The sequence below is a fragment of the Dysgonomonas sp. BGC7 genome (genome assembly GCF_001261735.1).
Classification (GTDB): Bacteria; Bacteroidota; Bacteroidia; order Bacteroidales; family Dysgonomonadaceae; genus Dysgonomonas.
Genome location: NZ_CVRP01000023.1, coordinates 1 through 14,741, shown reverse-complemented (window position 1 = coordinate 14,741; position 14,741 = coordinate 1). Strand labels below are relative to the sequence as shown.

At 37.9% G+C, this 14,741-nt stretch carries 12 protein-coding genes and 2 pseudogenes; all 14 read left to right on the top strand.

The genetic code is table 11. The features are described 5' to 3' along the window. Positions 1-90: 90 nt before the first annotated feature. Positions 91-732, top strand: a pseudogene (locus BGC7_RS16850) (DUF1080 domain-containing protein); the annotation flags it as partial. 20 nt (positions 733-752) lie between these two features. Continuing rightward, positions 753-2,612 carry an FAD-dependent oxidoreductase gene (locus tag BGC7_RS16845; protein WP_050702775.1) on the top strand — a complete coding sequence of 620 codons (1,860 nt, stop codon included), beginning with the start codon at positions 753-755 and terminating at the stop codon, positions 2,610-2,612. 40 nt (positions 2,613-2,652) lie between these two features. Beyond that, on the top strand, positions 2,653-4,014 hold the full coding sequence (locus tag BGC7_RS16840; RefSeq protein WP_050702774.1) for a family 43 glycosylhydrolase: 1,362 nt from the start codon (positions 2,653-2,655) through the stop codon (positions 4,012-4,014). 26 nt (positions 4,015-4,040) lie between these two features. After that, complete coding sequence (locus BGC7_RS16835) at positions 4,041-5,015, top strand: family 43 glycosylhydrolase (RefSeq protein ID WP_050702773.1); 975 nt, start codon at positions 4,041-4,043, stop codon at positions 5,013-5,015. Positions 5,016-5,042: 27 nt separating this feature from the next. Continuing rightward, positions 5,043-6,854, top strand: coding sequence for a glycoside hydrolase family 2 protein (locus BGC7_RS16830; RefSeq protein ID WP_050702772.1), 1,812 nt, complete (start codon positions 5,043-5,045; stop codon positions 6,852-6,854). A 17-nt stretch (positions 6,855-6,871) separates the two neighbouring features. Beyond that, entirely contained in the window at positions 6,872-7,984 is a 1,113-nt protein-coding gene (locus tag BGC7_RS16825; protein WP_050702771.1) for a glycoside hydrolase family 43 protein, read from the top strand. Positions 7,985-8,401: 417 nt separating this feature from the next. Beyond that, positions 8,402-9,637: a site-specific integrase gene (locus BGC7_RS16820; protein WP_050702770.1), complete on the top strand. Its 1,236-nt coding sequence runs from the start codon at positions 8,402-8,404 to the stop codon at positions 9,635-9,637. Positions 9,638-9,688: 51 nt separating this feature from the next. Continuing rightward, the gene (locus BGC7_RS16815; RefSeq protein WP_050702769.1) at positions 9,689-10,309 is read left to right on the top strand and encodes a DUF6088 family protein; all 621 of its coding nucleotides are present in this window, start codon (positions 9,689-9,691) and stop codon (positions 10,307-10,309) included. Further along, positions 10,293-11,309, top strand: coding sequence for a nucleotidyl transferase AbiEii/AbiGii toxin family protein (locus BGC7_RS16810; RefSeq protein WP_185112993.1), 1,017 nt, complete (start codon positions 10,293-10,295; stop codon positions 11,307-11,309). The genes BGC7_RS16815 and BGC7_RS16810 overlap by 17 nt, the downstream gene beginning before the upstream one ends. 11 nt (positions 11,310-11,320) lie before the next feature. Next, a complete protein-coding gene (locus BGC7_RS16805; RefSeq protein ID WP_050702767.1) occupies positions 11,321-12,793 on the top strand; it encodes a hypothetical protein in 1,473 nt (490 codons plus the stop codon). A 241-nt stretch (positions 12,794-13,034) separates the two neighbouring features. Beyond that, positions 13,035-13,436, top strand: a complete 402-nt coding sequence (locus BGC7_RS16800; protein WP_050702766.1) for a helix-turn-helix domain-containing protein — start codon at positions 13,035-13,037, stop codon at positions 13,434-13,436. Then, positions 13,414-13,845, top strand: coding sequence for a DUF3408 domain-containing protein (locus tag BGC7_RS16795; RefSeq protein WP_050702765.1), 432 nt, complete (start codon positions 13,414-13,416; stop codon positions 13,843-13,845). Before BGC7_RS16800 ends, BGC7_RS16795 begins: the two co-directional genes overlap by 23 nt. 200 nt (positions 13,846-14,045) lie before the next feature. Then, entirely contained in the window at positions 14,046-14,426 is a 381-nt protein-coding gene (gene mobC, locus BGC7_RS16790; protein ID WP_050702764.1) for a plasmid mobilization protein, read from the top strand. Further along, a pseudogene (locus BGC7_RS16785) lies at positions 14,392-14,724 on the top strand (relaxase/mobilization nuclease domain-containing protein); the annotation flags it as partial. The gene mobC and the pseudogene BGC7_RS16785, both read left to right, overlap by 35 nt. Positions 14,725-14,741: the final 17 nt, after the last annotated feature.

Sequence of the window (14,741 nt, the reverse complement as noted above, 5' to 3'; positions counted from 1 at the left end):
AAACAACAAATGAAAAAATATATATCAGTGCTCATCATATGCCTGTTTTCATTATCAATATATGCACAGGACAATACGCTAACAGAACAAGAGAAAAGAGAAGGCTGGCAACTCTTGTGGGATGGAAAAACCAGTAACGGGTGGCGTGGAGCTAAACTAAATTCTTTTCCTGCTAAAGGCTGGGTTATAAATAATGGAATACTTAAAGTAATGAAGAGCGGAGGAGGAGAATCTGCGAATGGAGGAGATATAGTAACTACCCGCAAATACAAGAATTTTATTATCAAAGTAGACTTCAAAATAACGGAAGGTGCTAATAGCGGAATTAAATACTTTGTAGACACGGAGACAAACAAAGGAGCCGGTTCTTCTATCGGATGCGAATTTCAGATATTGGATGACGATAAGCATCCCGATGCAAAACTAGGAGTGAAAGGTAACCGTAAGCTAGGCGCTTTATACGATCTGATACCTGCCCCGGACAACAAGCCTTTCAAAAAAGGTGAGTTTAATACGGCTATGGTTATTGTGAAAGATAATAAAGTAGAACACTGGCTCAACGGAGTAAAACTGATAGAATACGAACGCAACAATCAGATGTGGAATGCACTGGTTGCATACAGTAAATATCGCAACTGGGCAAACTTTGGTAATGTAACAGAAGGGAATATTCTTCTACAGGATCATGGTGATGAAGTATGGTTTAAGAATGTAAAAATCAAAGAACTGTAAAGACAAGTCTTTTACTATAGATGAAAAAGATTGTAATCTTACTTCTCCTTTTATCAGTTATCAGCCATAGTTCTTACGCATCCGATTATGATTTAGTGATAGTCGGAGGCAATCCGGCAGGTATTACTGCAGCTATAGCCGCAGCCAGAGAAGGCAAAAACTGTGTGATTCTGGAAAGAACAGAACATATTGGAGGCTTACCGGTCAACGGATTAGGAGCAACTGACATTGGAACACGAGGAGCAACTACCGGACTATTCGAACAGTTTGTTGCTTTAAATAAAGCATACTATATCGAAAAATATGGAGCACAGTCAGTACAGGTTCAGGATTGTAGCGATGGTTATCATTTCGAACCTCATGTGGCAGCCAAAACTTTCGAGAGAATGCTTCGTCAAACAAAGAGTGGTAAGATTACAATACTGAAACTACGTCAATTTGATTCTGAGCCTCGCTATGTAACTAAGCAAGGGAATCGAATACACTCTATACGCATATTGAATAGAGAAACAGGAGAAGAAGAATTTTACACAGGTAAAATATTTATAGATGCCACATACGAAGGTGATCTAGGTGCGGCGGCAGGTATCCCATTTAAACTTGGGCGAGAGGGAGCAGAAGAATACAGCGAGCCTTGTGCCGGAAAAATATACCGATGGTGGAAACATGGACCTGATGCAGAAGGTACAACCTATCAGGGAGACAATGCAATACAGGCATATAATTACCGTCTTTGCCTTACCAATGAGGCAAACATCCGCAAGCTGATTTCAAAACCTGACAATTATAATAGACTTGAGTATATTTCTCTCATTGATGATGTGTTTACTGGCCGCAATACAGATATCCGTTTTAAGGAGATGGATGAGGCAAAAATAGAGGAAAACAGAAAAAAAGTTTCAAGAGGAGAACGTTCCTCCGCCTTAGGAGATATATGGGGAATAGCAAAGTTAAGCAGTATGACTAAACTTCCGAATGGAAAAACAGATGCCAACAATCAACATCTCGCTCTTATATCAACAGACCTTCCAGAAGAAAACTGGCCGTGGCCTACTTCAGGATGGGAATGGAGAGATCGTTTTGCAGAGAGACTCAAATCGTACACTTTAGGACTACTATGGTTTGCACAAAATGATGATGCTTTACCGGCTCATTTCCGAGAAGCGTGTAAACAATGGGGATTGGCCAAAGATGAATACCCTGACAATGACGGATTTCCCCGACAAGTTTATGTACGCGAAGGCAGACGTCTGGAAGGAATACACTTTTTTACAGCCAATGATGCTCTACCTTCAGCAAAAGGAGGACGTCCTCCGATCCATCTATCATCCATTACCGCTAGTCATTATGCACTGGATTCTCATGCTGTACGCAAGCGTGAGCCGGAAAGAATACATCTCGATGGTTTTTTCAGTTATCCATCAGCAGTATATACTGTTCCATATGGAGTTATGGTTCCCCAAACAATAGATAATCTATTGTTTCCCGTAGCAGTTTCAGGTAGTCATGTCGGTTTTTCTACTCTACGTATGGAACCTTGTTGGATGGCACTGGGCGAAGCTGCCGGAATTGCCGCTTCAATCGCAATAGACAACTCCGGGAATGTTCGGAATATTTCTCCATTTAGTTTACAAGAAAAGCTTTTGTCCAATGGGGCAACACTTATATATTTCAAGGATCTGAAGAATACTGATCCGGATTTTTCTTTAGTGCAAAAATTAGCTTTAAAAGGATTCTTCCCAAACTGGGATGCTCGACTAGATAAACCATTAGACAATATAACTGCTGCATTGTGGAAAAAACTCTCAGGGAAAGAGATTGATAATATAGGAAAAACCCGACGAGAAGTTATTCACACTCTTTTCAAGAATCTTCGATAATATCTTTTAAACAATTATACATAACCATTAATTTAATAATATGAAACACTTACATTTAATTATTATTTTTCTCCTATGTTTAAGTTGTGGAGACAGCTCTGGTGAGACAGAAAATAAAGAAAAGCCGTATTTAAGTATAAATACACAAGAGAAATTAGTGGCTAATCCATCCGGATTTTTCAACCTTTATATCACGTCAAATACGTCTTGGAAAATAGAGACAAACGCTTCGTGGCTAAGACCTGAAAAGAAAGATGGTACAGGAAATGCTACTATAAAGATAGTATATGATGAAAACTCAACGAACAAGCGTACCGGCATTATAACATTAAGCAGCAATGGTTTAAAATCTGTAGAACTAACCATTACGCAAAGCGAACTTACCTTTACAAACCCAATAGCAGGAATACCCGATCCTTGGATCATTAAACACAAGGAATATTATTATATCTGTAAAGCCCAAGGAGATGGGATCAATATTTCCAGATCCGGTAAGCTTTCTGAAATAACAGCAACTAAAAGTGTATGGAAAGCTCCGGTAGACAAAGGAAACGAAAAGCCATGGAATGTTACACATGTTTGGGCTCCTGAGCTCCACCGTGTAGATGGGAGATGGTATATATATTATGCAGCAGGGCGTCCAAAGTCCGAGTTGGGATATTATCAACAGAGAAGCGGGGTGCTGAGAGCTAAGACTGACGACCCGATGGGTGAATGGGAAGATATGGGAATGCTATATACAGGAGATAATTATCAAGAAGGAACAAAACCTACTATAGCCAATACATATTATGCTATAGACCTTGGCGTATTCAACCTTAACAAGCAACTCTATGCTGTATGGTCTGGATATCCGGAAGGCACCTCCGAACAAATACTTTATATTGCAAAAATGTCTAATCCTTATACTATTAGCAGCAAAAGGCACATAATATCAAGAGCCGATCAATATTGGGAGCTAGTCGCTTCCTCAACAAAGATAAATGAAGGTCCGGCATTTCTAAAAAATAAAGAGAAGAATAAATTTTTTGTCGTATATTCATGCAATGGATCATGGACGAAGAACTATCGCTTAGGCTATGTAATGCTAAGTGATACCCTGAAAGATCCTACGGTAAGAACAAACTGGACTAAATCTTCGGCTTCGGTATTTACCCGATGCGACGAGACTTCTAGTGTAAATGGAGTTAATGGTGTAGGACATTGTAGTTTCACAAAATCGCCGGACGAGACAGAGGATTGGATTGTATACCATGTAAAAAATCGCAATGACGCAACTTATGAATCTGGAAGATCAACATTTATGCAAAGTTTCAAATGGAAGTCTGACGGCACTCCCGACTTCGGTACTCCTGTAGGCTGGGGAGAGAAAGTTGCGATACCCTCCGGAGAAAGTCATTAATTATAAAACATAATAATTACATATTAATGTCCAAATTTGTTTTCATTTATCTAATATCAATATTCAGTTTAGGAATGAGTGGCTGCCGAACTAAGGCAGTATATTCAAATCCGGTAATCAATTATAGTTTACCCGATCCTTCAATTATACAAGCTCCTGACGGTTACTTCTACTTATATGCCACAGAAGACATACCCAATATACCTATTCATAAATCGAAAAATCTAATCGACTGGGAACTGACAGGAACCGTCTTCTCTAAACAAACCCGCCCTACATTCGAACCTCGCGGAGGACTATGGGCGCCGGACATTAACATTATCAACGGCAAGTATATACTCTATTATTCTATGTCAGTTTGGGGTAAAGAGTGGACATGCGGTATAGGGGTAGCAGTAGCCGATACGCCTAGCGGACCTTTTACTGACAAAAGGATGTTATTCAGAAGTAATACCATAGGAGTACAGAATTCGATAGACCCTTTCTACATAGAGGATAATGGGAGAAAATATCTATTTTGGGGAAGTTTCAGAGGAATATACGGAATAGAATTAGAAGACGACGGGCTTGCACTCAAGAAAGGTAGTGAAAAAGTACAGATTGCAGGAACAGCGTATGAAGGAACATACATCCACAAACACGATGGTTTTTACTATCTGTTTGCCTCCATAGGTTCTTGTTGTGAGGGAGTAAATAGTACCTACACAACGGTTGTGGGACGTTCTAAAGATCTGTTTGGCCCTTATGTAAATAAAAAAGGTGAATCTATGATGAACAATCATCACGAAATACTTATTAGTGCAAACGAACGCTTTGTAGGCACAGGACATAATTCCGAAATTGTTCAAGATAAGAAAGGGCAAGACTGGCTTTTCTATCATGCGATTGATAAAGACAATCCTCATGGAAGAGTCTTGATGCTGAACAAAGTAAAATGGAAAAACGAGTGGCCTGTCGTAAACTATTCTTCACAGTCACGCATAGAAAAGCCTTATTTCTAAATTCTATATATTAAACATATATCAAAAATGGGACGATTATTTTTACTAATTACATTATGCCTGTTAACCATAACAGGGCATTCTCAGTGGTCTCCTGCCGGAGAAAAACTAAAAACGACATGGGCATCGACAATAGATGTAAACAATGTCTTGCCTGAATATCCCCGACCAATTATGGAACGCTCCGATTGGTTAAATCTGAACGGGTTATGGGATTATGCCATTGTTCCTATAGGCAAGTATCAACAGAACCAATCTGATGGAAAGATACTTGTGCCTTTTGCTGTAGAGTCTAGCTTATCCGGTGTTCAAAAAACATTGGGAAAAGATAATGAGTTATGGTATAGTCGCGAGTTTACTATCCCGACAGCATGGCACAATGGCAAAACATTGTTACATTTCGGAGCAGTAGACTGGAAGGCTGAAATTTGGGTAAATGATATTAAAGTAGGTAGCCACACAGGAGGGTATACCCCTTTCTCTTTCGATATTTCCGCAGCTTTGATGAAAAAAAGCAACAAACTCGTTGTAAAAGTGTGGGATCCGACCGATGCAGGGTATCAACCCAGAGGGAAACAGGTGAATAAGCCTCATGGGATTTGGTACACACCGGTTTCGGGTATATGGCAAACAGTATGGCTCGAGTCTGTTCCTAAACACTATATCACTAACCTAAAAACGATACCTGATATTGATAAAGGAATTATCAGTGTTTGGGCTGATACAGACAATAGTAGCTCTGCGGATATAATTGAAGTTTCGGTACTTGATAATGGAAAAGTTATAGCATCAGGAAAGTCTATAAGCGGTCAGGAGGTAGAAATAGCCATGAAAGACTATAAACTATGGTCACCCGATTCTCCTCACCTATACGATCTGAGAGTAATATTGTCCAGTGCAGGAAAGGTTATTGACGAAGTAAAAAGCTACACAGCCATGAGAAAGTATTCAACAAAACGAGATAAGAATGGCATTGTACGTCTCCAACTGAATAATAAAGACCTGTTTCAGTTCGGACCTTTAGATCAGGGCTGGTGGCCTGACGGGCTCTATACAGCCCCAACCGATGAAGCCTTGAAATATGATGTTGTCAAAACCAAAGATTTTGGCTACAACATGATTCGTAAACACGTGAAGGTTGAACCGGCACGCTGGTATACGCATTGCGACAAACTAGGCATTATCGTATGGCAGGATATGCCAAATGGAGACAGATCTCCCGAATGGCAAATGCGAAACTATTTTACAGGAGCAGAAATAACACGTTCTACAGAATCGGAAGCTAATTTCAGAGAAGAATGGAAAGAAATAATGGACTATCTGTATTCATATCCCTGTATTGGTGTTTGGGTACCTTTCAATGAAGCATGGGGGCAATTTAAAACACAGGACATAGTTGGCTGGACAAAAGCTTATGATCCCACACGCCTTGTCAATCCGGCTAGTGGAGGTAATCACTATACATGTGGAGATATGCTCGACCTACATAATTATCCGGGCCCCGACATGTTTCTTTACGATGCACAGCGGGCAACTGTACTGGGAGAATATGGAGGTATAGGATTGCCACTGAAAGATCATCTCTGGCAACCTGACAAAAACTGGGGATATGTACAGTTTAAAAACTCGAAAGAAGTTACGGACGAATATGTCAAATATGCCGAAGCTTTGAAAAAACTTATTACAGCCGGATTTTCAGCAGCCGTTTATACCCAGACCACAGATGTAGAAGTAGAGATTAACGGATTAATGACTTACGACAGAAAAGTTATCAAGTTGGATGAAGCTCGTCTGAAGCGGATCAATCAGGAGATATGTAATGCTTTAAATGAAAAATAAATACAACACATATTAAAATGAAGATCTTTTATCTGATAGTAATTACAGCCTTCTCTTTATTCTTGTCTTGTAGCGAAAACAAAAAGACTGAGAATAAATCGGCTATAGAAATTGAAAATCCTTTGCCCGTAGAGTTTGGAGATCCTTTTGTATTAAAAGCCTCTGACGGGAAATTTTACATGTATGGTACTTCCGAAAATATTAACGGATTTAAAGTATATTCATCCGATAATCTTAAAGATTGGACAGACAAGGGTATTGTATACGAAGGTGCAACGCCAGAATCGTGGGCGCTCAATTGCTTTTGGGCTCCTGAAGTGTACGAAAGGAATGGTAAATATTACATTTGGTATAGTGCCAATTGGAAGCATAATCCAACAAATGAAGGTGAAAACTTTCGTATAGGCGTAGCTGTAGCAGATAGCCCTACAGGGCCATTTGTAGAGATGAACGGAAAACCTATTTTTGATCCGGGGTATCCAATAATAGATGCCAACCTGTATTTCGATGACGAAACAGGTAAAGTGTATCTGTATTACTCTCGTTGTTGTTACAAAAATCCGGTAGAAAGTGAAGTTGCCGATTGGGCAAAAAAGCAAGGATGGTACAACGAGATAGAAGAAAGTTGGATTTATGGTATAGAAATAAAGCCTGACTTTACAGACATTATTGGCGAACCAATACTGTTATTACGCCCACCTCTCAAAATGAGTGATAAACAAGCAGAATGGGAAAGTCGTTCTGTAACATCGCACGAAGTGAATCGTCGCTGGACAGAAGGCTCATATATTTTCAAAAAAGGAGATACATTTTATATGATGTACTCTGCCAATTTCTTTGGAGGAGCAAATTATGCAGTAGGCTACGCAACTTCCAAGAACCCATTAGGGCCATTTGTTAAGGCTGAAAATAATCCTGTGCTTGAAAAGAATGTAGAAAAAGGAGGAGATGTTACAGGCACAGGACATTGCATGGTGCTCACTCTCGATAATGGACAGATGCTTTGTGTATATCATGCACGTACTGAAAAAACCGGAAAAAATCGAGTCGTATTCATTGATAAGATGGAAGTCTCTGACAATGGACAATTAGTTGTTGATGGGCCAACCACAAGCAGAATAAAACTCTAAAGGAATCTAAATTTCACAGAAAGAATAGAAGGATAAAAGGTTGAAACTTTTATCCTTCTATATTTTTTCACAGAATACAACTCACAGTGGTGACGCTCTAATTATCCTGTATTTATCTATCGCATTTAGGAGGTATCGGAAAGTATTCTGAAATAGAAAAAGCACCTACATATCTGTAGGTGCTTTCTCTTTTGTCGGGATACCAGGATTCGAACCTGGGACCCCCTGCTCCCAAAGCATAATTTTTTCATTTTCTTCTGTTTTCAATACTTTTCACTTGTTGCATATTATATTGACATACAGTGATTATATTATTTTTTAACATTATCTAATAGTTGTTTATTTTCAAATATTTCGTATACTTGTGTGCAAATTGTGTGCACATAAAGATTTGCACACAGAATACTTGAAAGGCTTATGGATGCTTATGTTTTAAATGGAATTAGTATCGCATTATTTCTTGATAATCGGCGAGAAATCAAGACAGGGAACTATCCTGTAAAGATTCGGATAACATACAAACGAGACCGGAAATATTATTCGACCGGAAAGAGTTTGTGTGTACAAGATTGGGAGAAAATTGAAAAAACTAAGAATTCAGAGTTACTGAATGTAAAAAAAGACCTGCAAATTTCATTTGAGAAAGTTAGGAATGCAGTTCAAACTTTAGAGAGCGAAGGGCGTTTTTCTTTCGATGCTTTAAACATGTATTTAGGAAAATGTACAGGTGAAACACTAAATATGGCATTCAAAGCAAAAATAGATACATTGATAGAGTCTGGCTCAATAGGTAATTCAGATGTATATACTTCGGCATTTAGATATTTAGAAAAATATGCAGGAAGCAAAGTGACCTTTGATTCCGTAACAATCGATTGGTTGAAGCGATATGAAAAAGCAATGGTTGAAGATGGGAAAAGTTATACTACTATTTCAATCTATATCAGATGTATCAGAGCATTATTCAATGATGCTAAAACAATTGGAGTAGTCAAAGAAGCTCAGTATCCTTTTGGTAGAGGAAAATATGAAGTTCCTTCAGGTAAAGGACGAAAGCTAGCATTAAGTTTACAGCAGATAAAACAGATTATAAATTTTATAGATGGTTTTGAGGCGACAGAACGCTATCGTGATTTATGGTTTTTTTCTTATTTGTGTAATGGTATCAATGTAAATGATATGCTAAAGCTTAAATATTCTAATATAGATGGCGATGAAATTCATTTTTATCGAGCTAAGACAATTCATACATCTAAAGAGAAAAAAGAGATAGAGGCTTTGTTAACACCAGAGATGAAACAAATAATAGAGAAGTGGGGAAATCCGGATAAAAGTCCCAATAATTACATATTCCCTTTTCTTACAGGAGAAGAAACACCTTTACAGCAGAAGCGGACAATACAAGATGTGACTCATCGAATTAATAAACGCTTAAAGAAAATAGGTGAGGCTATTGGCATATCGGGATTAAGTACTTATTCAGCCAGACATTCTTTTGCCAGTGTATTGAAAAGGAGTGGAGCTAATATTGCATATATTTCTGAAAGTTTGGGACATAGTGATTTAAAGACGACTGAGACCTATCTTGCTTCATTTGAAAAAGAAGAAAGGATTAAAAATGCTGCATTTCTTACTAATTTTGGAGAGGATTAATAAAGTTTGTCACAAAAATCTTATACTTTTGTGACATAATGAAGATAAAAGATGCAATCAATTCATCAACAGGTATTAGATATAATCCAAAATTTCAAACGAGGAAGAATTTTCTTCCCTGAAGAGTTTGATCATTTAGGAAATAATGACTCTGTTCGAAAAGCTCTTTCTCGTATAGGCAAAGAGGGGACTATTATTCGAATATCAAGAGGAGTCTACTTATATCCTATTATTGACAAGGAATTAGGCATATTATATCCATCTGTAGATAATGTAGCTCAGGCTATTTCGCAAAGGGATAAGTCTAGAATAATTCCGACAGGATTATTTGCATTAAATAGCTTAGGGCTTTCAACACAAGTGCCGATGAATGTTATTTACCTGACAGATGGGATTCCTCGTAAAATAAAGGTTGCAAAACAAACTATTACATTTAAACAAACTGCACCTGTAAACTTTTCCTTTAAAGGAAGAATAACTCCGCTTGTCGTTTCTGCATTAAAAGAAATAGGGAAAGATAAAGTAAGAACTGAAGAGTTGGAGCAGATTAGAAAAATGTTGAAACTAGAATCAAAAGAAGTTGTAATATCGGATGCCTACATTGCCCCCCGTTGGATTACAGATGTTATTTTATCACTCATAAACACCTCAGATAATGAATCGCTGGCTTAATGTCGAAGAAGAAAGAAGAGTAAATATAATTAAGGATATAGAAAGTAAAACATATTTATCTTCTGCTTCTATCGAAAAAGATTGGTGGGTAACTATGGTATTGAAAGCCTTGTTCTCAACTCCATTTGCAAGTAGCCTATCGTTCAAGGGTGGCACATCATTAAGTAAATGTTGGAATCTTATACAACGATTCTCAGAAGACGTAGACATTGCAGTTGATAGAGAATACTTAGGCTTTGGTGGAGAATTATCAAAAACCCAAATTAGTGATAAACTTAGACGAGCATCATGTACTTTCACTAGAGATATATTGACTACAGAACTGTCAACGCAGTTAGCTAACTTGGGTATAGATAAATCTTTATTTTCAATTACTGTTAATATAACAACTGTAACCACAACAACAACAGATCCTGAAATTATAGAAATCCACTACAAGTCGGTATTTTCTGAGGCTGACTATATTCAGAATAAAGTATTAGTTGAGGTTAGTGGCAGATCAATGAATGAGCCAAAAGAGAAAATAGGAATAAATTCGATTATATCACAAACTTATCCCCAAGTTAGTTTTGCAGAGGAAAACTTTGAAATAGAAGCAGTATCTCCTAAGCGTACATTTTTGGAAAAGGCATGTTTGTTGCATGAAGAATTTCAAAAGATATCTGATGACATTCGTGTAGATAGAATGTCTCGGCATATTTACGATTTAGGAAAATTGATGGATACAGAGATAGCGAAAGATGCTTTAGATGATACGGAATTATATAAGGCTGTAATAGAGCATCGCAAGAAGTTTATTGGATTGAAAGACTTTGATTATGAGACTTTACTACCACAAACAATTTCTTTTGTTCCTCCAAGCGAGGTGTTATCGAAGTGGAGAGATGACTATAGTAAAATGCAATCATCTATGATTTATGGAGATTCATTATCTTTTGATAAGCTGATTGAGAAAATAAAAGACTTGAACAATAGTTTTAGGAAAGTTAGTTTGGATTAAAACTTACGATTATGGATACTATCAAAGACACTCTTTATTACATAGAACAATACAATAGTCTGATTAAATATCAGCTAAAATCCAATAAAGAAGCCTATGCCGGTGAAAGAAAAATAGACTTATTCCTTGAAAGTACCCTGCCGGATTTCGATCAACTTAAATCCGAAGTCCAACATAATCTATCAAGAAGAGAAGCATACCCCGAAGACTTTATCTGTTCAATCAACCGTCTGTTATTCCTGAGCGAAGCCAACAGTGACTTGCTAGTCGAATATAACCCCATTATCAAGCAACTATACAACGAATACCCAATAACCAAACAACTCGAAGAACTATCCTTCAACACCTATCAGTTCATAAGAGATGAAGTCTTCAAAAATCGGGATGAGTTTGAAAGACCAATTATTTATAAAGGCTTTGAAGATGTAATGACAAACTTGCCGGAGTCCTATTTCAAAGACAATAATTATATTCTTTGGAGGCTCTATCACTTTATACCAATTGTAACTACTCCCTATACAAAACAATTACTCAGAGATTTTAATAACGGTAAACGGATCGTTTCAGAAAATGAAACAGGTAAACTCACTCACCAATACAAGGCTGAATATATAAATAAAGCCATAGAGCTATCTACTGATTTTTGTGACCGTAACTTCGTTTCCGATTATCTGCTTGGAAAACCAAGTATCGACAAAAGACACATAACAGGGTATATCTTATCCGATATGCTCGAAAAACTAAATCTATCCGACTATGCCCGGTATTTTGAGTTTAACTACTCCAAATATTCTTTTACATACGATTGGAAGTTTGAGAAGAATTCAATAAACGATTATACCGATCTAACGGCTTTACCTCAATTCGAACACTTAATCCTATTATTAAGCAGTATATTTTTTGTTCGGGAATTAGATAAAGCAGAAAAACCAATTGTTGAAACCGGAGCTGAAATAATTTCGGAACCTGATACAGAAGAAACAGAAAGAACAGAAACTATTGTTGAAGAGGAAATTGACGAGCCAACCACAATTGATGAGCCTATAGAAAATATAGAGATTGAAAACAATCAATCAGTTGATGGCAAAGTGCAAATAGAATCGAATGGCATAATATACAAAGAAAAATTACGTCCGGATTGTATAACGAAACTATCCACCCTGATACAAGTACATGAAGAATTTAATAATACCCTGTGGGAAGACATATCCGTGTTAGGATTTCTGAACGTTTTTGCAACTACAATACAAAAAGTAGAAGCATTTGAGATCAAAGACAAGACCCAGTTTTATTATCTGCTCAAACGAATATGGAAACACAGAACCGATGTATCAACCTATAGGTATGAAAAAGAATGGCTGATTCCCTTTCTTAATGCCTATGACTTATCACATTCCTCTTATTCCAATCAATTTATAGAGAAAGACGGAGTATATAATCACCACAGATTTATAAAAGCAGTAGCCGACATCTTCCCCGAATAAGAAAACCAACAAACGATAATTCATATTGATTCACAGAGCCGAAAGATACCTTTCGGCTCTTTTTTATGTGTATATATTTGATAAACAAAGGTGTAGAATGTGAATAAAATAATGTAAGAATACCTATCCCAGTTAGATAATTCATAAAACTCTTCATATAAAGCCGATTTAACTTTGCTTGCAGACTCGGACGAGTAAAGCAAGGACGCTTGCAAGTAATCAATTATTAAAATCGGACTATATGAAAGAATTTATTTTAACAACCCCCGAACAATTGGAAGAGATTGTTCACAAAGCAGTAAAGAATGCCTTCCCATCAGAACAGGAAACAAAGCCGCAAAAAATTCCCGATAACTGCTGTGTAGAACAAGCTTTAGCTTTTCTTTCCGAAAATGGCTATAAGCTTAGCAAATCGAGGCTTTATAAGATGACAGCCAATAAGCAACTCCCATTCCGTTATTTCGGTCGTAGGATTGTATTCTCACGTACTGAACTGCTCAAATGGATAGATGGACAAACAACTCCCTCTTCAAATTCGGATCAGACACTTTTGGCTATAGCTGAAAGTGCCAGAAAGAAATCTACTAATAAAACATCAAAACAACTAAATAAACAATACGATGAGTCAAAATTCAAAAAATAAAAAAGTAGAGAATTTCAATGTAGATGATTATATCAATCCTCAAAAAGGATTAAGTAATTCTACTGCACCCATTGAACAGCCTCTGGACAGTGAGACAACTGTAAACACTCAGCCTACTGATAATGCAGTGTCAGAAAAAGAAAGTTTGCTACTTCAGTCAACAAAGAAGGCTGTATCCTCTAAGCAACGTAAAGCCGGTTTATCCGACTATCAACAAACCTTTCTTTCAGTTCCGAAGATTACCGATCGCAAAACCGTATTTATCAGCAATGAACTTCGGGAGAAGATAGTCGGTATAGTCCGTAAACTGGGTACAGAAAAATCAAGCGTTTCAGGCTTTGTCGAGAATCTGGTAACTCAACACTTAGAAGAATACAAGGAAGACGTCGAAAGTTGGAAGAAGTTGTAAGTAAATCAAGTAAAGTAAGCATACCGATTGGGATGTAAGCCACCCTTTGCCGTGTTAGCGAAGCAAGGTTATGGAAATGTATACATTTCCTACCTTGCCCCGGCTTCCGCCAGGGGAAAACCGCTCCCGTTGGTCGCAGTTTTGAGAGAGGATACATACAGGAAAAGTTGAAGTTTATATTCATTTTAATGGTAAGAATCATGCAAAATAAAATCGAAAATTCAGTGTCAAAAAATAAAGTTTCTGCCCGCCTGAAAGAGAAAGTCGTCAGTGTCAGGGTAACAACAATAGAATATCTCGCCCTGAAAAAAAGGGCAAGGGATGCAGGGGTAAGCCTGAGCCGCTTTGTACGTTCAGCGTTATTGTCGGCTAAGGTCGTGCAACGGATCAGCAAAGACGATGCCGATACGCTCCGAAAGTTAGCGGGAGAAGCCAATAACCTGAACCAACTGGCACGTGCCGCCAACAAGGACGGCTTTATGAGTGTTGCCGTTGACCTGACGAAATTGAAGGGGATCATAGTAGAAATCATTAACAGTCTGTCCGATGATTGGAAAAATCTCAAAGGGAGCCGCTTTTAAGGGCTGTATCCGTTATGTGACTGGCAAGCAAGACACAAAGCTGCTGGCTGCCGACGGAGTGCTCCTGCAAAACAGGAACAATATTATACAAAGCTTCATTACCCAGTCCATGATGAAGCCGGATATAAAGCAACCAGTAGGGCATATCTCGTTAAGTTATTCCCCTGATGATGAAAAGAAGCTGACCGACGGGGCTATGGTAACATTGGCTAAGGAGTATATGCGGGAAATGAATATAACGGATACGCAATACATTATCGTGCGCCATTTCGACAACGGGAATCCCCATGTGCATGTGCGCCCATAAGGGTATAT